Annotated in this window: 18 protein-coding genes; 13 read left to right on the top strand and 5 right to left on the bottom strand. The window is 44.7% G+C overall.

Features of this window, described 5'->3' with window-relative positions; genetic code table 11:
• Positions 1-305: 305 nt before the first annotated feature.
• Positions 306-752: a hypothetical protein gene (locus tag EAH55_RS20150; protein WP_121811242.1), complete on the bottom strand. Its 447-nt coding sequence runs from the start codon at positions 750-752 to the stop codon at positions 306-308.
• A gap of 639 nt (positions 753-1,391) precedes the next feature.
• Here EAH55_RS20150 and EAH55_RS20145 point away from each other — a divergent pair.
• From EAH55_RS20145 to EAH55_RS20135, 3 genes are read left to right on the top strand one after another with little or no spacing between them, the layout of a single operon-like run.
• The gene (locus EAH55_RS20145) at positions 1,392-1,787 is read left to right on the top strand and encodes a single-stranded DNA-binding protein (RefSeq protein WP_121811241.1); all 396 of its coding nucleotides are present in this window, start codon (positions 1,392-1,394) and stop codon (positions 1,785-1,787) included.
• A gap of 46 nt (positions 1,788-1,833) precedes the next feature.
• Positions 1,834-2,706 carry a hypothetical protein gene (locus EAH55_RS20140; RefSeq protein ID WP_121811240.1) on the top strand — a complete coding sequence of 291 codons (873 nt, stop codon included), beginning with the start codon at positions 1,834-1,836 and terminating at the stop codon, positions 2,704-2,706.
• Positions 2,707-2,745: 39 nt separating this feature from the next.
• Positions 2,746-3,123, top strand: coding sequence for a hypothetical protein (locus EAH55_RS20135; protein ID WP_121811239.1), 378 nt, complete (start codon positions 2,746-2,748; stop codon positions 3,121-3,123).
• Here EAH55_RS20135 and EAH55_RS20130 read toward each other — a convergent pair.
• A complete protein-coding gene (locus EAH55_RS20130; protein WP_121811238.1) occupies positions 3,120-3,356 on the bottom strand; it encodes a hypothetical protein in 237 nt (78 codons plus the stop codon). The two genes, EAH55_RS20135 and EAH55_RS20130, sit on opposite strands and share 4 nt — an antisense overlap.
• Positions 3,357-3,377: 21 nt before the next feature.
• Here EAH55_RS20130 and EAH55_RS20125 point away from each other — a divergent pair, with 21 nt between their 5' ends.
• The 8 genes from EAH55_RS20125 to EAH55_RS20090 all read left to right on the top strand — a co-directional run bounded on the left by EAH55_RS20125 (position 3,378) and on the right by EAH55_RS20090 (position 11,319).
• Complete coding sequence (locus tag EAH55_RS20125) at positions 3,378-3,965, top strand: hypothetical protein (protein WP_121811237.1); 588 nt, start codon at positions 3,378-3,380, stop codon at positions 3,963-3,965.
• 27 nt (positions 3,966-3,992) lie between these two features.
• Complete coding sequence (locus tag EAH55_RS20120) at positions 3,993-4,208, top strand: PRTRC system protein C (protein ID WP_121811236.1); 216 nt, start codon at positions 3,993-3,995, stop codon at positions 4,206-4,208.
• 49 nt (positions 4,209-4,257) lie between these two features.
• Positions 4,258-5,364, top strand: coding sequence for a hypothetical protein (locus EAH55_RS20115; protein WP_121811235.1), 1,107 nt, complete (start codon positions 4,258-4,260; stop codon positions 5,362-5,364).
• A 4-nt stretch (positions 5,365-5,368) separates the two neighbouring features.
• The gene (locus tag EAH55_RS20110) at positions 5,369-6,121 is read left to right on the top strand and encodes a PRTRC system protein B (RefSeq protein ID WP_121811234.1); all 753 of its coding nucleotides are present in this window, start codon (positions 5,369-5,371) and stop codon (positions 6,119-6,121) included.
• Positions 6,118-6,942 carry a PRTRC system ThiF family protein gene (locus tag EAH55_RS20105; RefSeq protein WP_121811233.1) on the top strand — a complete coding sequence of 275 codons (825 nt, stop codon included), beginning with the start codon at positions 6,118-6,120 and terminating at the stop codon, positions 6,940-6,942. The genes EAH55_RS20110 and EAH55_RS20105 overlap by 4 nt, the downstream gene beginning before the upstream one ends.
• A gap of 53 nt (positions 6,943-6,995) precedes the next feature.
• Complete coding sequence (locus EAH55_RS20100; RefSeq protein WP_208644896.1) at positions 6,996-7,454, top strand: macro domain-containing protein; 459 nt, start codon at positions 6,996-6,998, stop codon at positions 7,452-7,454.
• Between the two features lie 422 nt (positions 7,455-7,876).
• A complete protein-coding gene (locus tag EAH55_RS20095) occupies positions 7,877-9,433 on the top strand; it encodes a Fic family protein (RefSeq protein WP_121811232.1) in 1,557 nt (518 codons plus the stop codon).
• A 392-nt stretch (positions 9,434-9,825) separates the two neighbouring features.
• Positions 9,826-11,319 (top strand): caspase family protein, encoded by a 1,494-nt coding sequence (locus EAH55_RS20090; protein ID WP_121811231.1) that lies wholly within the window; start codon positions 9,826-9,828, stop codon positions 11,317-11,319.
• Between the two features lie 263 nt (positions 11,320-11,582).
• On the opposite strand, the gene EAH55_RS20085 is transcribed toward EAH55_RS20090, so the two are convergent.
• The 3 genes from EAH55_RS20085 to EAH55_RS20070 all read right to left on the bottom strand — a co-directional run bounded on the left by EAH55_RS20085 (position 11,583) and on the right by EAH55_RS20070 (position 14,475).
• Positions 11,583-12,359: a sensor histidine kinase gene (locus tag EAH55_RS20085; RefSeq protein WP_121811230.1), complete on the bottom strand. Its 777-nt coding sequence runs from the start codon at positions 12,357-12,359 to the stop codon at positions 11,583-11,585.
• Positions 12,360-12,978: 619 nt separating this feature from the next.
• The gene (locus tag EAH55_RS20075) at positions 12,979-13,596 is read right to left on the bottom strand and encodes a hypothetical protein (protein WP_121811228.1); all 618 of its coding nucleotides are present in this window, start codon (positions 13,594-13,596) and stop codon (positions 12,979-12,981) included.
• Positions 13,597-13,830: 234 nt separating this feature from the next.
• Positions 13,831-14,475 carry a response regulator transcription factor gene (locus EAH55_RS20070; protein ID WP_121811227.1) on the bottom strand — a complete coding sequence of 215 codons (645 nt, stop codon included), beginning with the start codon at positions 14,473-14,475 and terminating at the stop codon, positions 13,831-13,833.
• A gap of 785 nt (positions 14,476-15,260) precedes the next feature.
• Between EAH55_RS20070 and EAH55_RS20065 the strand changes: the two genes are divergently transcribed.
• Positions 15,261-16,121, top strand: coding sequence for a hypothetical protein (locus EAH55_RS20065; protein ID WP_121811226.1), 861 nt, complete (start codon positions 15,261-15,263; stop codon positions 16,119-16,121).
• Positions 16,118-17,293, top strand: coding sequence for a C1 family peptidase (locus tag EAH55_RS20060; RefSeq protein WP_121811225.1), 1,176 nt, complete (start codon positions 16,118-16,120; stop codon positions 17,291-17,293). The genes EAH55_RS20065 and EAH55_RS20060 overlap by 4 nt, the downstream gene beginning before the upstream one ends.
• Positions 17,294-18,262 lie beyond the last annotated feature (969 nt).

Here is an 18,262-nt window from a genome sequence, read left to right as displayed (position 1 = left end):
ACAGTTAAGTCTACCCTGATCCCCGTCCCGGCGGATTCAGAACCTGGAAAGTGATAACTTAAGGGCAGGAACCGCGATTTCAGTCTGCGATGTAACTAAGTGGTTAAAACTAACCCGTTATTTTTTTAAAAAAAATGGATAAAGCTACGAAATGATGTACAAAACGACCATGTGCCCGGAGTGGTCTCCGGCTAGCCCTGGGCGCTGAAACGGGGTGGGGGATGCAGCTGCCGTTTTGGTTACCTCCATGAGGCAGGGTTGCGGCCTGGAAGATCAGCATAGTTTCCTGACGGCCCGTCAATTAATTAAGATGATTTGGGAAGGGGGTATTGACAGGCGCCTCTTTCCTCATCATAAAGCTCCAAAGTACGGATCAGCCTTTTATAGGGCCGGGCCTGCCTGGCATACCGGATATATACATTCAATATAGTCCAGGCCGTTACCTGTATGATAACCGCGTTTTGCAGATCCTGTTTTATACCTGTAAGCGGGAGTGTCGGGAAAAAAGACAGCATTAAGGCAAATAACGATAGCAGAAGGCAGCCGGAAAGAAGATTCTTGAACGTCCGGTAGCTGTATGGGCTTTCTTCAGCCTGCCGGGTTTTCAACTCCATGATCATGAACGCCAGCTTTTCATCGCTGGTTGGGGGGAAGCCTGCAAAAAAATCTTTGATCATCAATAACCTGTCTTCCGGTGATTCCGCCGACCTCAATTTCTCCCTGTCAAAATGAATCAGTTCTTCAATGATCATTTATCAAAAATAAGTATTCGCGGCTATGTTACAAAATCTGGGCTGCCCTCCCGCATCTTAACTGTCTGGCGATCGGTTTTTACGGATTTAAAAATCATGTATGTTGGTTCAGGGTGAATTAAAGCGGCCCCGGAGGTTACAGCGATTTATAATTTGGCTTCCTTGTCCTGAGGGGCAAAGCCTGCGGCCGGGCTCTCCACTGTATCCCTTTCAGGGGATGCCGCTGCTATCCCTTTTGCGATAATACTGAGGGACCCTTATGCCTGGCCTTTGCCCGCCTTTCTGTAGCAATGCCCATCTTTCACGCTTTCCTGTAAACGGTGCCTGATCGCCTCCGGCTCCAATGGAACAGGGTGTGTCCTGTATTATTTTTCAGTCGAAACGGATAAAAAGGGCAGCTAAGGTCTGGCCCGGGCATCAGCATATTTCCAGGTCCGCCAAAAGACTACGGCATAATTCGGCCGCTCCGTTCCTTCGCCGCCTCAGCCTGCGGCACTTATTCCGTTTCCTTTTGGCCATTCCCGGCCCGCCTTTGGGGCTTTCTTTTTTTCCGTTTTTTCTTTTGAAAAATAAATTCTCGGGGAGGCGGGCAAAAAAAGATCAGCAAACGGAATAGTAAACATTTTAAAACCAAAGCACATGGAAATGACAGGAAGGTTAACCGGGGACGCTCAGGTGAGCGAGGTTAAAGGGGACAAAAAAGTGGTGAATTTCAATATCGCCATCAATGACAGCTACAAAAACAGGGATGGCGAACGGGTGGAACTGGTCACCTACGTGGATTGCGCCTACTGGATCAATGCAGGCGTAGCCGAATACCTGAAAAAAGGCCTGCTGGTGGAAATGTACGGCCGGGTAGGGGCACGGGCATGGATCGACAAGGAGGGCAACGCCCGTGGGGTCGTCACCTTCAACGCTTCCAATATCAAATTTTTAGGCGGGGCGGCAGCCAAACCGGCAGGGGATCAGGAGAAGAAAACGGAAAAACAGGCAGCAGGCAAAAGTTCGTCAGACGATGACGACCTGCCGTTTTAACAGCGCTTTGATGATCTGAAACAATAGAGAACCGAAATTTTGAGCCATGATAAGAGTAGTTGACAGATATACCGTTGCCCACCTTTGGGCGAACGGGATACAGGAGGAGGCAAGGACAGCGAACGGGAGCCTGTATTTTGAGGGGGACAGTATTTTTTCTTACGGGCATCATTTTATGATCGCCAGGCACGTCAAAAACACACTTGGGGAGAGCGCCGTCCTGTTTACCCGGAGAACCTACAGCAGGACCACGGCAGCGCAAATCGGGATCGTCCGGAATGCGGCAAGCCAAAAAAGGGCATTGTTTGTTCCCGATCCTGCGGAAGATGCCGAAGGCCTGTTCGATCGGTGGTTTTCGCGGATCAAGGAGATAGCCGCCTGCCTGAACAAGGCCAAAAAGCCTGGAAAATATATCCTGCAGATCGCCTCGGTTTTCGAAGAGGCCGCAGCATACGCCGGGTTCTTTGGTTTGCAATTGCCCGAACATCTGGTCAAAGCCGGGGGCATCCAGGATCAGCAACAGTATGCCGACCTGTTAAAGGCCGGAAAGAAATGGAAAGCGGCGCAGGAAAAGAAACGGCAGGCGGCACGGGTGGCGCAGCAAAAAACGGCTTTGAAAGACTGGCGCAGCTTTAAAAGGCGCATGATCTCGACCGCAGACGGTTTTGATTACCTGCGTTACAACAGCGAAACCGGGCGGGTCGAAACCACGCAGGCCGTGGAAATACCCGCCGGGGCAGCCCGGGAATTTTATGCGCTCATACTCGAAACGCTCGAGAAAGGCGGTTGTACCGATTGCCGTTTGATGCTCATGAACAGGTATGCCGTCACTGCTGTCAATGTGGATTTTATCGTGGTGGGCTGTCATAAGATCGCCCTCAAAGAAATCAAATCTTTTACCAAAAAGCTGGGGTGGTGAGACCGCCCCGGCATGATCAACCATTAAAAAGAAGTGAAAATGCAACCATTGAAAGTTTTAAATAACGTGCAGAAAGCAAGGCTCATACATGCGCTGTTCCTGCAGGAAATTCCGGCGTTTCTTGATTATGTTCAGCATGCCTGCCTCATCATCGCAGACAACCGGGAAGAACTCCGCAGGGACTGGATGAACGGCCTGCTTACACCGGATAGGTGGATCGAACTGGCGGCGGAAACCGAACGTTGCATCAACAGGAAACACAAAGGGGTGTTTGCGAGCAGCGTGGTATTTGCCGAACAGCTGTTTTCGGGTTTCGGCGCACTTTTTATGTGCCATCAGTTACAGCAGTACGTAGGGAATAACCACCATGCAGACCCGAAGTTCAGGACTGCCGTCGACTTATTTTTTAACCCTTAATACTTATTGTCATGAAATTCATCGCCACGCACGAACAGGCTTGTATACTCATCGCTATAGGTTTCGCCGTCCGGTATATCATCGGCAGGCGCAGGTTTAACCGCCGTGGGATCACGGGCTTGCAGGTATTTGCCTCCTACGAACAATGGTGGCTGACCACCCGGCTGGAAAACTTGCTCAGCCTGTTGGCCCTGCTGGCCATCCTTGCAGGAGTGTTCCTGCTGATTTTTCAATAACCTTTAAATGAAAACGACATGAAAACCAATTTTTTTGAAACTTTCGCAGGATTGCAGTTCAAAGGCAACCTGCAAATCAATATGATCCTGAATGAAAATGACAGCCTGCTGGTATCCGTACTGCCCGCACCGGGCAACCCGCAGGTGAGTACCGGGAAGAACCTGCCCCCGCTGTTGTTCAAGGGTAGCCCGGGGGAACTCGACGAGGTGTTTTTTCAGAAACTGACCGGCCCGCTCAAACAGACCGGCGACCTGTTTGCCAACGCCGAGGCTTACCAGCAGGCACTGGCCAAAGCGCAGAAAGACAGCAAGGGCGGCAAGGACAAAGCGGGCAAAACCAAATCTGAAAATGAGGGTGAAGCAGAAGAAGCTGCCGAAGACTTGTTCAGCCCGAAAGCGGACGACAAACAGGCGAAAGCGGAAAAGAAAAAGTTGTTCGATGAAGCGATGGACAAAGTGCGGGAACTCAAACAGACCTTTAAATATGATGAAGCCATCGCCGCTTTGCCGGATGCCGGAGAACACCCGGAACAGGTGGAAGAGATCAATACGAAAGCCGCCGAACTTCGCAAACAAAAAGCGATCTATGCAAGCCTTCAGGATTAAGTATATAACCTTTTAAATAATAGAACCATGATCGTAAATGAATTGAAAAGGGTGTTCCTGCACACCGTAAGCGGGCAGGAAATCCGTTTGGCAGACCCCGGTGCGGAGTTTTCCGCAGGCGATGTACAGCACTTCTATGCGGGAACTTATCCCATACTCACCAACGCTAAAATTTCGGGACCGGAGATCAGGGACGACGAAGTGTTTTACCGCTTCGAAAGCACGATGGGAACAAAAGGATGAGAACAATAAACAAAAACCGGGTCGTCAGGATCAGGAGGGAGGGAGACCAATGGAAAATACAGCAGTTATTCGGAAAACTGGCAGCGCACTTAAACCGCCTGCCGGACGCAGGCGAGGTACAGCAAAACCCGCTGCGGAGCGCCCCGGCGGAAATGACGGGAATGGTTTTCTGAAACACCGTTTTCGCTCCCTGTGGGCGGTGAGCGGAAACCGGGAGCAGACGGAAAGGGAGTTTTACCACTCCCTCTCCAACCTTTGCCGCTTTTACCGGATACCCCTGCCGCAGACAGGGGAGGCGCTTTACCCGCAGAATATCTATGCGGCATGGCAAAAGGTGGAACAGGCCTTGAAGGCGGTTGACCCGAACCTCAACGCCATGATCGTCAAAGACAGGGGAAGGCGGGCGGTAATGGCCACCGCCAGAATGTTCGGTATCGGCTACAACCTGTATTTTATTCCCATCCGGACGTGGTGGCGCTGGTCGCAATGTGCGGAAAAACAGGAGATCACAGCGTTGATCCTGACCGTTTTCGCTTACCTGTACCAGATCGTCGGTATCCCTTGTTACGGCGACAGCGGCAGCTTCATGTACAGCCAGTACGATACGCTGTACCAGTGGCTGATGGAGGACTGTGACGGGGAAGAAAGCGGGGAAGAACAGGAATGGCGGGAACACCAGGAAAATACGCTGTACGAGGCCTCGCAGGCAGGTGTCGGTTTGTTGCGCCTGCTGCAGGACCCGTACTGGTTAAAGCAGATGGAGGTGAAGATCACTGCATTCCGTCACCGGGACGAAGGGGAGGCCGAATGGGAGCAGTTGGGACGGGATTTTTTGCGGTTGTACCGGGACTATCCCCGGCGCTCCTTAGCGGATTGCACCCGTCCCGACCTGATCTGTCCCGCCGAGGAAGAGCGGATCAGGCCGGATATGTACACCGGGTTTTTCTGGAGCAGCAACGATTGTTTTGCGGACGAACTGGACGAGATGCTGAACTGTTATTTTCAGGAAATGCCGATGATGGACGAACCCCTCTGCCTCCGTTTCTTTGATACCCTGCCCGTGGACACTGTGCCTGAGTTTGATTTCGAACACCGGCTTTTTGACCTGATCGACCGCTTGCGTGATTTGCTGAACCAATACGATACCAAAGAATAAGACCATGACCAACATAACCGAAGATTTCGATACGGCTTTTACCCCGGTCAAAGCCCTGCTGATCTACCTGCACCAACCCAAAGAAGATAATAACAACCTTTATCTCAACTACGACACCGCCACCCAAATCTATGTGGAAAGCTACGACATCGGAAAACAGGGGCAGCCCATCAATGCGCACCCTTTGACGCTGAAAGAAATGAGCGCCTTAAGCGAAATCCTGCTATCCACGCAGGAACTCAAAGGTGGCTACCTGCGCCCGGCGGGGATCATCCCCTCCAGGTTGCTGTACCTGAACCAGCAGGCTGGCGGCTTCGCCGTATGGTATACGCCTCCGCAGGAGGTTAACCTCTTTTTTGCGGATACGCTGCATATCCCCTCCGGAAAAACCAAAATCCCGGCAATGGTATGGCGTGCCGATGCCGAGAAACTGGCCGTGTTCGCCATCAAAGGAAAAGCGAAACCCACCGCAGATACGCCGCTTTACCATGCGCCTTATTTCAATATCTACCACAATGGTAATGTCTGTATGGGGACAGTGCAGGTGGGTATTCATGCACAGACCGCTTTGGAGGACTTGATGACTGCATGGGAGCAGTATTTTTTCAACAGTTATTTCAGCCATTCCATTAACGGGAACAGCAGCACCAGATCACCCCTGCAAGCCCTGTGGGCAAGGCTGCGGGAAAGCGGCGAAGCGTTTCCGCAGGAGGAACTCGTCAGGACGGGGTATACCCTTAAACAATTGATCTCATGAAAGGTAAACTGAAGAATAACATCAGACAGGCGGTACACTTCGTATCGTCCGAACTGCTGAAACCCACCAACCCCGTAACGGTCAACCTCATCGGTGCGGGAGGGACAGGCAGCCATGTGCTGACCGCACTGGCAAGACTTGACCATATGCTGACCGAAATGAACCATCCCGGTCTGATGGTGCGGGTGTTCGATGATGATCGGATAGAACCCGCCAACCGCCTGCGGACGCTGTTTGCATCCTCGGAAACCGGTTTATATAAATCAGTGGTCGTCACCAACCGGAACAATCGTTTTTTCGGAACGAACTGGAAAGCTTTTACGGAAAAGTTCGACCGGCAATTGCTCAAAGCGGATGCGTCCATCCCCTTTGCGGAAATTACCGTCAGCTGCGTGGATTCAGTCGCAGCCCGTTTGGAAATTGCAGCGGTATTGGAACAGGCACTTCAGGCCTCCGGCTATAACCGCGGGCAGCCCCGCTACTGGCTTGATTTCGGGAACAGCAAATCAGCGGGACAAGCGATCCTGTCGACAGTCGGGGACATCCCGCAGCCCCAATCCAAGTTGTACCGGCCAGTCCAAAACCTGCCGAAGATTACCGACGAGTTCAGGGATTTGCTGGCCCTGTCGGAAAAAGGGGACGGCCGGAATACCTGCTCGACAGCGGGCGCTCTGGAAGAGCAGGACTTGTTTATCAATGCCTCGCTTGCTTATACCGGCGTGGAAATCCTGAAGAAGATGTTCCGCGAAGGGATGCTGTTTAGCCGGGGCGTTTTCCTGAACCTCGGGGAGTTCAGGTCACAGGCGCTTAAAGTCGCTTAAGGTTTCAACAAACCGGTGACCGGAAAATCACCGATAATTCAAATATTTGCAACATGTTAAGGTTTACAACAGGTAACTTGCTGGATTCGAGTGCGGAGGCTTTAGTCAATACCGTGAATACAGCTGGCGTAATGGGAAAGGGCATCGCCCTGCAATTCAAAAATGCCTTCCCCCACAATTACGAAGTATACAGGCAAGCCTGTTTGTCGGGTAAGCTGCAGACCGGGCAGCTATTGGCGGTCAGCGATAGCGACCTGATCCTCGGGGAAAGGCTGATCATCAATTTTCCGACAAAGCAGCACTGGAAACTGCCCTCGAAATATGAGTATATTGAAAGCGGCCTGCTGATGCTTGCCGCTTACCTGAAAGAAAATCCGCTCAAAAGCCTGGCCATGCCCGCACTGGGCTGCGGCAACGGCGGACTGGACTGGAAACGGGTCAGGGCGATGATTGAACATCACCTGTCCCTGCTGGATACCGATATCTGGGTCTACGAACCGCAGTTACCTTGAATTTTTGGAAATTCCCCGGCGGGCGGGCTAATGCCCGCCCCCTTCGCCCCGCATGCCCCATTATTTATATTCTGGTGAGCATGCGGGGCGCTTTTCTTGTCATGCACTGCCGATAAACCTTAATGCCGGATTTTTATCAGGTTTTATGGCAATCGGGATAACGTCAGGTCGTTGCTGATGCCTCTTTTTATTGCGCCTGTTCGCGATGTTTTTTTGTTGCGCTTGTTCGCGAGGTTTTTGTTGCGGTTATTCGTAATTGTTCTGTTGAGGCTGTTTGTAATTGTTTTATTGTGTTTGTTTATAATTGTTCTGTTGCATCTGTTTGTAATTGTTTTAATTCTTTTGTCTATAATTGTTTTGTTACATTTGTTTGTAATTGTTTTATTACAACTGTTTATATTATTCTAATTGCTCTGATTTAAATGGCTACACCTAGGGAACGGCTTGTAGAAGCGCTGGAAACATTAAAGGAACTTCAGGATCAAGGCCTGGTCGCAATCCATACTTCTGAGATTTCAAAAAAAACGATCCGGGTATTATTGCTTAAAAAAGGTTTTCTCAAAGAGATCATCAAAGGCTGGTACATACCGGCAGACCCGCAGGAACGTCCTGGAGACAGTACCTCGTGGTACTCTTCGTATTGGGATTTTTGTGCCAGGTTACTGGAACATAAATACGGGACAGACTGGTGTATCTCCGCCGAACAATCCTTACAGTTACATGCCGGTAACTTAACGGTTCCGCCACAGTTGATTGTCAGGTCACTAAAAGCCAACAATACGCTGACCAATTTGCCTTTTCAAACCACGCTGTTTAATCTTAAAGCCGAACTTCCGGAAGAAGGCTTGAGAATGGTTCAAAACGGGATCAGGATGTATACGCTCATCGGGGCGGTAATTTATGCTTCGGCCAACACCTACGCCCGGAACCCGATTGACGCACGCACCGCGGTGTCCATGATCAGGGACGCATCTGAGCTTTTGCCGGTGTTGTTGGATAAAGGACATACCTCTATCGCGGGAAGGCTGGCCGGTGCTTTCAGAAATATAGGCCGGGAACGGATCGCAGACAACATTCTTGGTGCGATGCGTTCGGCAGATTATGATGTGAGGGAATCCGATCCTTTTGAAGAAAAGATAGCCATCAATTTGTCAGCAAGGGAACGTTCGCCTTATGTTAACAGGCTTCGCCTGATGTGGCAGCTGATGCGCCCCACAGTCATTCGGAATTTTCCGGCCGCGCCGGGCATACCCAAAGATAAAGCGGCCTATCTTAAACATATTGATGATGTCTTCGTCACCGATGCCTATCATTCTTTGTCGATAGAGCGGTACCGTGTAACACCTGAGCTGATCGAAAGGGTCAGCAGCGGGGCCTGGGACAAGAATGAAAACCCTGAAGATAAGAAGCAAAAAGACGCAATGGCCGCAAGGGGATATTACCAGGCTTTTCAGCAGGTAAAGGAATCGATCAGCAGGATCATAGATGGCGGAAATCCCGGAAAACAGGCGGACGCGGACCACGCTGCCTGGTACCGGGAACTGTTTGATCCCAGTGTGTCTGCAGGTCTGTTGAAAGCTTCAGACCTCGCCGGCTACCGCAATGCCCAGGTTTTTATTACCAGTTCCAAACATACCCCTTTAAATATTGACGCGATGAGGGATACCATGCCGGTATTATTTGAGTTGCTGGAAGAAGAACCTGAAGCATGCGTAAGGGCTGTATTAGGCCATTTTGTATTTGTTTTTATCCATCCCTACATGGATGGAAACGGCCGTATAGGCCGGTTTCTGATGAACAGCATGCTGGCATCCGGCGGTTATCCCTGGACAGTAATCCCGGTTGAAAAAAGGACTGCTTATATGGCGGCGCTTGAAAAAGCCAGTACAGAGCAGGATATCACGCCCTTTGCGAAATTCCTGGCCAGCCTGGTTGAACAGGAAATGAAAGGTAAACCGGAAGCCCACTTGCCAGGATAAAGGCAGGTGGAGCTTCCTGCAAATAAATAGCCCGCCCTTTTCGCCCTACATTTTCTGATAGTTTGTTAATCGTGGAAATGTAAAGCGTTTTTCTTATCATAAAACTTCAGGTAAGCATAATCGCATGACATTAAGAGAGCAGGCGGTAAAAAATGCTATTGTTACCGATGTTTCTAAATCTGAATCGCTTAAGCTAGTATCTTATTGTATATTTCAGAACACCTGTTTATTCAAATGAAGTTTAGGCGTACTTTCAATTTTTGGGTCAGAGATGGAAGTCTTTGTACTGAACAGTCCTGCTCATACTTGAATTGTTAGCATTCTGTAATTGGTGAACTATGGGCGAAGAAGCCTGATGTAAAAAAGCTATTTTTGAAAATACTATTATAAAAATGAAAAGTGCACTTGCGTTGGTAATCGGCCTCAATGATTATGAAACTTTAACAAAACTAGATAATGCGGTCAGCGATGCTAAATTAATCAGCGAATCCTTAGAAAATTTAGGGTTTATAGTTATACGCGGCTATGATATGACCATCAGGGAGATTGACGGTCTGGTTGAAGAGTTTTGTTCCGCATTGACAAATTATGATTTGGGGCTTTTCTATTTTGCCGGACATGGGTTTCAGATTGACGGCGAGAATCTGCTTGCCGGGAAGGAAATAAATGCATTCAGCCTCACATCCGCTAAAAGAGACTCTATTTTGCTGGAAGACCTTATAAAAAAAATGGATAGATCTGGCGTGAATGCCAAAGTTGTTATTTTAGATGCTTGCAGAAAGCCGATTGAAGGTGTTGTACGTGGGAGTGAAGGCAATGATTTTGCACCTGTATTTGCACCCAAGGGAACCCTGATAGCCTTTTCAACTTCCCCGGGCGAGGCTGCTAAAGACGGTATCGGAAACAATAGTTATTATACTTTGGCATTTGTTCAGCATCTTAAGCAAGAAGATATTGAAATTGAATTGTTCTTTAAAAGAGTTAGGGCAACCGTATCGTCTGCTACACAAGGCGCACAAACCAGCTGGGAGCATACTTCACTTATCGGACCGCTAATTCTGAACTCAGGCCAGTTAAGACACTCGAAAAATTTGCCTTACAGCGACACCGTAATCGCTGATTACGAATTTAAAACCGTTAATTCAGGTTCAGCAGTTGATTTATTGTTGGCAGCTTTAAGTGGTGATTTTCATAAGCAAAATGAAGCACTAGATAAAATACCGCATTTATCATTAAATGCCTGGTCGGATGATCAATTATTTTTATTGGGGCGGGGCTTAGTTAATGCTGGCGAAAATCATTCAAATTCAGGTATCGCTATTTATCGTGATTTAAAAAATTGGTTAATTGGAAATGCAGGTGCAAGGGCACACCATATTGTAAGTGGGATGTTCTTTGAGATATACTTTAATGGACATGGACTATTTAGAAAAAGTGCATTGAAGCAAAAATTTCTCAAGGAAGTTATTGATCTGCAAGGCGATGTTCGGTTTAGAGAATCATTTGTAATGATTAACGATCAGTTACGCCCATTCAGCGATAGATTGTTATATAGACCAGGACCAGATGCCCTAAGTTTGCCGGTTGATTTAACCATTGGAAGGCTTAGGGATGAAAGCGGAAGACCAACTATATCAGCAGTTAATGTTCACGGGGTAAATATAACGAATACAGATATTGAGGAGGAATATTCCACCCGCCTTGTCACAAAAGATGAGTTACTTAGCTTACTTTCCAAAGAGCTTATGGTTCCTCAAAATAAGATAACTTTAAATCCTGAACTATCTGACAGTCAGCCGGTGTCAATCCCGTATTCTTATCGTATGCAAAGAGCCACTTTAGATCTGTTTAAAGAGGAGAATTTGGAGGAAACATTGGAATTATGATATTAAATTGGCAGTTTGTTGGGTGATAACAAACCTCGCGCATTCATCATTAGAGTACATTGTAGGATTTTTTTCGAATTACTGATGGACGGTATTGGTAATTTGGGTATTTCTGGGATTAGGCGCAGCCCTTGATGATTAGCAATGGATATTGCTTTTTTCTGCAAAAGGTATGATTTCCCGTAATTGAGATATAGATTGTTTAGAAAGGAAAAATTCAATCAAGAAGAAGTATATGCCTATGTAGGATATAAATATGCCCGTTAACACTGTGTAACAGGTATTTTTATAAACACAGAACAGTTATTATTCATCGATGTCCATTCGATCGTCCCTCCTAACAAGTTGGTCCTTTGCTTCATGTTTGAAATGCCAATGCCATCACTCATTTGCCGAATGTCAAAACCGTTCCCGTTATCCTCAATTTTTATTTCTATAAGCTCATTTGTGGCAAGTGATTCTATATGGACAATATTAGAATTCGAATGTTTAATGGTATTTTGCAATGCTTCCTGAATGATGCGGAAAAGAATAATCTGATGATCAGAGCTGATCATCAGGTTGCCGGTATGCTTAAGGACAACAAGCAAGGATTTTCCTGAATTTATGCGTTCTGCTTCGGCCTCAAGGTTTTTGATCAGGTCAAATTGAACTAACCAATCCTTGTTCAGGGATTTTGAAAGCGCCCTCAATTCATTGATGGCAGTGGTCAACGTTTCGCTTGCTACCAAAAGCGTTTCGGCGGGTTCGATGGAATCTCTTACCGTAATGTTTAATAACATTTTTGCGGTGCTCAGGAGCTGGCCGATATTGTCATGGATTTCACGACTCAAAGTTGAAAGTGTCGATTCCTGGACTTCTATCTGGGCTTGAAACAGAATGTTTTCGAAATTTTTTCTCATGGCAAGACGCTCTTTGATGTCTTCTGTCACTTTACGCTTGTATTTTACGATAGAAAATATAAACACAGCTACCAGAAAAAGAATCAGTAATACGCCGACGACGACGGTAATTAATACCTCTTGATGTTCTTTGAACATAAAAATCCATAAGTGAGTGTAGCGTAGAGAACATAATTGAGGCCGGTATTGATCAGGTTACGAAGTTGTTTTGCCAATAGGGAATCTGTTACCAAAAAGTAATTGTATACGCCATTAAAAAAGAAAATACCCGAATAAAAGATAAGAAATGAGGTATATATCCAAAATAAGGGGAGATCAGTAATCGGCAAATCGTCAATAGATACAAGTTCAAAAAAAAGAAAGGTAACCCAGAGCGTATTCAAAACACAACTTACATTGTATATGAGAGAAGGATAAGTTGTAAATTGAGGGTGCACTAGAGCAAGGGTCAGGCAAATGGTTAAATAAAGAACGATTGATATATAAAGGAAATTCTTTAAGAAAACTCGTTGTGTGTTCGCAACATAAAACAGCACCAGCAGACAGTATTCCAGTGGAATATATAGATAATATGGTTTATTATCATTGATTCTGTAATATTTACATATGCTCACCGCCAGCTCCGTCACAAAACCACAACAAAGTATTAGGCGGATATAAGACAATCCAGGTATGCTTCTTGTTGTAGTTTTAAAGCTAACGGTGAGGCATATTATGTAAATTATAAAATAGATGACATCGTAAGCTGTAAACATGATTAAAAGGAACCGAATATTATATCTGTCCTGGTTTTGGGTGAGTCGAGTAAATTATGTTTATTCAGCATTGTCTTGGTCTGAGCTATTGTTAAGCTAGCTTTATGGACCTCACCATCGACCGGAATATTATTAGTGCTTGCATCTATTACTTTTAAGGGAAGAGAACTTGCTCTTGGAATGCCATTATCACCTGTTATCACACCTTCATCTGTGACCCCAATCAAGATGATCGTGTTTCTCTTTTCATCTTCGTCCTTTCCGACAATGTATCTTATTCCTTCGCAGTTTTTCATGGCCAGAATCTGCAATATGATTTCCTTCCCAAATACACCTGAAACAGTTTGAGATTCGGGTGAAATCAGTTTTTTTAATTTGTCGAAATCCGGATCCTCTGCGAGGTCACGATATCTGTCATCGTTAATTATTTTTTGCACCAACCTGTCAGCCGCTTCGATATCGGTAAAATAAGCTTCTGCCATTTGTTTCGCCCGCTCGCGGGTTATAGGTTGACCGAAGCCTCTTACTTCTAAAACATCATCTGCTAAATTGATCTTAATTGTTTTGTTTGAATCGCCAACATCTTTTCCTTGAAGGCACATGTGATTTGTGTTTTCCATGACTTTTTGGGAGTTACTATTAAATTATTTGATGAATTAAAGGTATAGCTATTGATAAAAAAGAAATCAAGTGAAAACCCCTCTGCGGTAAGTGTTTTTCTTGGAATAATCTTTTTTAACATGCACATGTCCTCTTGTTCTAGATTATTATACAGAAGACACCTCATAGAGATCTTAAAAATAAGATCTCTATGAGGGCTCCCTTTATTGATCGGTTTATTGCATTAAACAACATTAAATTATTTTACATTTAATGGCATATAAGACAAGGCCAACCCTGTTTTTTAATTCCAGCTTTTTGAATAACTGGTCTCGGTAACCATCAACTGTCCGCAGGCTAACCAGCATTTGATCGGCTATCTCTTTATAGGTAAGCTCGGAGGCCGCTAATTTTATGAACTCGATCTCGTGATCTTTTAATTCCTGATTTTTAACGTTCGGCGATGTATCCGATGACTTCGTTTTGCCTATTAAATAGTTATTGACGAATCTGGGATAGTAATAATTGTCATTACTGACCGTGTCTAATGCATTTTTAAATATGTTTATGTCTGAATCCTTAAGGATATAACCGTTTATGCCACTTCTTACCATTTTAAGAACTGTGTCTTCGGTATGATTCATCGATAGCACAAGTATCTTTATATCAGGATAGTTTTGTTTTAACCATGTTACGGTTTCTAAACCGTCCATATTTGGCATATTTTGATCCAGTAAAACAATATCGGGTTTCAACTTCTGACTTATTTTTCTGGTAAGATCGACACCATCTGAGCAGCAGAATAATACCGAATATTCGGGAAATCCTTTGATAAGAATTTCTAAACTCTTCGCGAAAAGGATATGATCGTCTACAATAACTATGCTGATTGTCTTCATGCAGTCAGAATTAATGCGTGAGGTTAGGTATGTAATGAGATTGTATTAAAAGCAGTTGTATTTTCATTTTAAGAACCGAGACCGAAAATATCAGGTCAGGATAGAAATGATTAAGGTTTGGGTGCATTTTGGTTGTTTTGTTATTAAAAATATCTGATTTATAGGTATTTATCAAATTTTTTGAAAATCTTGTTGCTGTTGTGACAAAAAGTGTGTATTAATGGACTGTAATCGCACGAATACGGAAGATAATTTTACTTATTAAATATTTGTTGACCGTATTCGCTCAGATAATCATCTTGTTTTTGAAGCTGTTACGAATAATCTTGCTATCGGTATTCCTTAGAAAATGTAATGATGTAAGAGCCTCCCACGGCCCTTATCTCGTGTTTTCATCCTCACTTAAAGTTTTTCTGGACTATGCTCAAGATAAACCCCCGCCATGGGGTGCTTTAAATGAGGAAAATACTTCAAGATCCGGGCAAAACACTTGTGAGTAAGCAGCAAGATTGAACCAATTTTGGTCTGTCAGGTATGGAGCAGAATTATCTGCCAGTGTCTGTTTATTAATCATTAACTCAATTGTTATGTCAACATTTCATCGCTTCTATCAAAACCGGAGTGCCCCGGCCCCGCAGCGTATTTTTCAGTCATGTTTTGTTTGTAAAAATGACCTGCTTCGACGACGACAATTTTTCTGTATAATAATCTGAATTCTCTTTGAGATACGACGCGGTTGCTCCGTTAGGTCTCCCTCACTTTTATTAACCTTAATAATCATAGTTATGAAACATATTTTTCTGGCATTTTTTATGCTCATGGCAAACTTTTGCATAGGACAAACACCTGTTATGCAAAAAACAACTACCGTTTCCGATACAACCGTTTCTGATAGTACCTTTGATGAGAATGCGGGTAATGACCCGGAAGATAAAAAACTAAAAGATGCCAAGCCAAATATCTTGGGTGCGCTATTGTCTTATAACTTTTCTGGGAACAAAAAAGGCTTAAGTAACTTAACACCGGTTGTTAACTACGGTTGGACACGGACGATGGCAACGTCAAAGGACGAACGCTTTCACTACGACCTTTCAATCAATCCTTATGTTGGAGGTCAGATTGATATAAGAGATTCGACTTCTTATATTCCTGGGCTGATGCTTCCTGGAACTGCAGGAATAACGATAAATAACTTTTTGCGCTTCAAGATGGGTAAAGGAGAATTGGCTTGGTCTCCTGTAAACTTCGGGTTAAAACTTGTATCAAATTTTGCTGATTCAACCCTGACGGTAGTACAGCACAATCTGCGTTCGGGTTTGGCTTTCTCCTATGATGACCTTTTCATAATGGGAATTCAGTATACTTACGCCTGGCACAATGCGACAAGTGAATCTGAAAAAACATTTAAAACTGTATTTAACAAACGCGCCACCGACCTGCAGTATTTGATGATTAGCTTACAGACTAAAATCTCATCTAAAGAAGCAAATACACCTTTATATTTTTTTGCCGAATGGAGGGGACTGTTAAATCAAGGGCCATATAAAACTTATGATAACCTCAAAATCCTGACTTTTGGTTTTCGGGCAGAAATGAACCTTAATTTCGGGGCACCGGCAAAGGCTCCTAGGAGGAAGGGAATATGAGACCGACATTCAGAAAAGGCAGCTTTTGGGCCTATTGCCAACTGACGCTATCCGGTATGATTTGGCTGCTGTTTTCCTGCGGGCAGGGCGGTAGCGCAGATAATAACGCTAATGCGCCTGACACATCCAAACGCAGGGTACATCAACCTCTGCTTGTGCCTGCTTTTGATTCTGTCAAGAATATACCATACGACACGCTAGACCGTGGTGCGCTGAACTTTATGAAAAGCCGTTCTAAGACGGCACGCATTAATCCAAGCTTTTTTCCGCCTGCAGGAGATCAACTGGAGCAGGGTTCTTGTGCGGCCTTTTGTACTTCTTACTCGCTGGTGTCTTATTATGAAAAACGGCAGGGAGGCTATAGTTACGGGGAAAGAAATAACAAGCCGGATTACAAAACTGTCTATAGTCCCGCATTCGTTTTCAATGCCATCAAATATGAACAACGAAATAGGAATTGTGGTAGCGGGATAGATTTCTCTCAAGCATTTGGTCTTATCGGTAGAAAAGGAATCTGCAAATGGTTTGATTATCCCTATACCGGTTCTCTCCAAAATTGTAATGCTAATCCTGGTGCGGCCGCTTTCGCAAAAGCAGCCACGCTCGACAACTACCGGTTTCGAAGGATAAGCAGCGATATCGAGACGGTCAAAGAATATATAGCTCTGGAAATACCTGTTATAGTTGGACTTTATTCATCCGGTAGCATGGACCTCGAAGGATATAATCATGTTGATAAGACGAAACCGTTTTTATGGTCTCCTGCCTCCGATGATATTGATGCTTATCATGCCATTTTGTGTGTGGGATACAATGACATTACCAGGCGCTTTATTTTACTTAACTCCTGGGGGTTTGATTGGGGAAGTAATGGATATTGCGAAGTTCCTTACAATGTATTTAAAGACAGATCACGGGAATTTTACATCGCCCGTATAGATCGAGGTACATCACTTGTGGCTACGGATAAATCTAAGGATACGAAATTCAGTCGGATGACCGACCTCGTATTGGACCGGCGATATCCAGTTGCGGATACGATTCAACTCAACCAGTTTATAAAAGATATAAAAATAATAAGGTCCTTTAAATCAAAGTCGGTGCATCAGAAGATTTTGCTCGGACAGCTAGAATCATACGTTGCCGATGCTGGCAAAACGAGCGATAATTGATTTAGAAGTATTATAAACCCTTACCTCAGGCAGCCTATTTTCATTCCAGAGGTATGGGTTTTGTTGATGAGAGACCTTATTACGATATTTTTCGATCATCCGTTCTCCGGGATACTCATAACTCTATTTTTTCGTGGTATCTTTTGACATTGAAATTGATTACTTGGATTTGTTTTCTCTCCACTTATCAAAAGACCTAATATTGTTACAACTGCGACTATTACAGGGGCATTTTGCTTAAGAGACTCTTTGAAGTTTTTGCTTCGAAGTGAAGATGTGACTTATCAAATAGAAGAAGCAGCCAATGACAGCACACACTAAAACAGCAAAAACGATATTAAAAGTGTAGTAGACCTTTTGACCGTTTTCATCTTCTCAGGGTGTATTTTCGAAATTTTCTTTGGGTGATATCCAATTATCGTAAAGGGGGGCGAATATGTATCATCCGAAACCATAATGAGATTTGATCCGACAAGTACCAGATAAATTGCAAACTAATCCTTATCCGGACGCAGAGTAAGTTCACACTTACCCTTTGATAAAATACTTACCCATTTTAAAGTGAATTTCTCAGTATTATATGACTCGGATTATCCCCAAAATCCATGACTTTAAAGAGTTTGTTCGTTACGAAGTTGTGATGGGTATGCTGGCTTTTGGTGACGATGCGGAGGATGAAATCGTAATCCCAAAGATTCGGAAGAATGATAGTGACCCGGAAATCTTCAAGCTCCGGTCCAGGGTAAATTATTACGATTAGCAGTCCTAAACAACAGAATTACGTGAATTGCCGGACCGTCGTCCAATCTATTATTCAGGAGGAGAACTTCTTTATTAATCTTGATATTAAACCCATAATATTTTCTTTCGTAAGTACTCCGATGCAATAATATTAACTTAAAATGTAAATATGTAAGTAGATCGGACTTATTTTATTAAAATGATTTGTTTAAATAAGATTGTTATATA

Source organism: Mucilaginibacter kameinonensis (genome assembly GCF_003675385.1).
GTDB classification, from domain to species: domain Bacteria; phylum Bacteroidota; class Bacteroidia; order Sphingobacteriales; family Sphingobacteriaceae; genus Mucilaginibacter; species Mucilaginibacter kameinonensis.
Note: the sequence above shows the minus strand (reverse complement) of the source record. Positions and strands in the feature narration are given on the sequence as shown.

Bases quoted from the DNA above. Each gene is read 5' to 3' on its own strand.
- EAH55_RS20150 (WP_121811242.1), bottom strand. From the start codon at position 752: ATGATCATTGAAGAACTGATTCATTTTGACAGGGAGAAATTGAGGTCG.
- EAH55_RS20145 (WP_121811241.1), top strand. From the start codon at position 1,392: ATGGAAATGACAGGAAGGTTAACCGGGGACGCTCAGGTGAGCGAGGTT.
- EAH55_RS20140 (WP_121811240.1), top strand. From the start codon at position 1,834: ATGATAAGAGTAGTTGACAGATATACCGTTGCCCACCTTTGGGCGAAC.
- EAH55_RS20135 (WP_121811239.1), top strand. From the start codon at position 2,746: ATGCAACCATTGAAAGTTTTAAATAACGTGCAGAAAGCAAGGCTCATA.
- EAH55_RS20125 (WP_121811237.1), top strand. From the start codon at position 3,378: ATGAAAACCAATTTTTTTGAAACTTTCGCAGGATTGCAGTTCAAAGGC.
- EAH55_RS20120 (WP_121811236.1), top strand. From the start codon at position 3,993: ATGATCGTAAATGAATTGAAAAGGGTGTTCCTGCACACCGTAAGCGGG.
- EAH55_RS20115 (WP_121811235.1), top strand. From the start codon at position 4,258: ATGGAAAATACAGCAGTTATTCGGAAAACTGGCAGCGCACTTAAACCG.
- EAH55_RS20110 (WP_121811234.1), top strand. From the start codon at position 5,369: ATGACCAACATAACCGAAGATTTCGATACGGCTTTTACCCCGGTCAAA.
- EAH55_RS20105 (WP_121811233.1), top strand. From the start codon at position 6,118: ATGAAAGGTAAACTGAAGAATAACATCAGACAGGCGGTACACTTCGTA.
- EAH55_RS20100 (WP_208644896.1), top strand. From the start codon at position 6,996: ATGTTAAGGTTTACAACAGGTAACTTGCTGGATTCGAGTGCGGAGGCT.
- EAH55_RS20095 (WP_121811232.1), top strand. From the start codon at position 7,877: ATGGCTACACCTAGGGAACGGCTTGTAGAAGCGCTGGAAACATTAAAG.
- EAH55_RS20090 (WP_121811231.1), top strand. From the start codon at position 9,826: ATGAAAAGTGCACTTGCGTTGGTAATCGGCCTCAATGATTATGAAACT.
- EAH55_RS20085 (WP_121811230.1), bottom strand. From the start codon at position 12,359: ATGTTCAAAGAACATCAAGAGGTATTAATTACCGTCGTCGTCGGCGTA.
- EAH55_RS20075 (WP_121811228.1), bottom strand. From the start codon at position 13,596: ATGGAAAACACAAATCACATGTGCCTTCAAGGAAAAGATGTTGGCGAT.
- EAH55_RS20070 (WP_121811227.1), bottom strand. From the start codon at position 14,475: ATGAAGACAATCAGCATAGTTATTGTAGACGATCATATCCTTTTCGCG.
- EAH55_RS20065 (WP_121811226.1), top strand. From the start codon at position 15,261: ATGAAACATATTTTTCTGGCATTTTTTATGCTCATGGCAAACTTTTGC.
- EAH55_RS20060 (WP_121811225.1), top strand. From the start codon at position 16,118: ATGAGACCGACATTCAGAAAAGGCAGCTTTTGGGCCTATTGCCAACTG.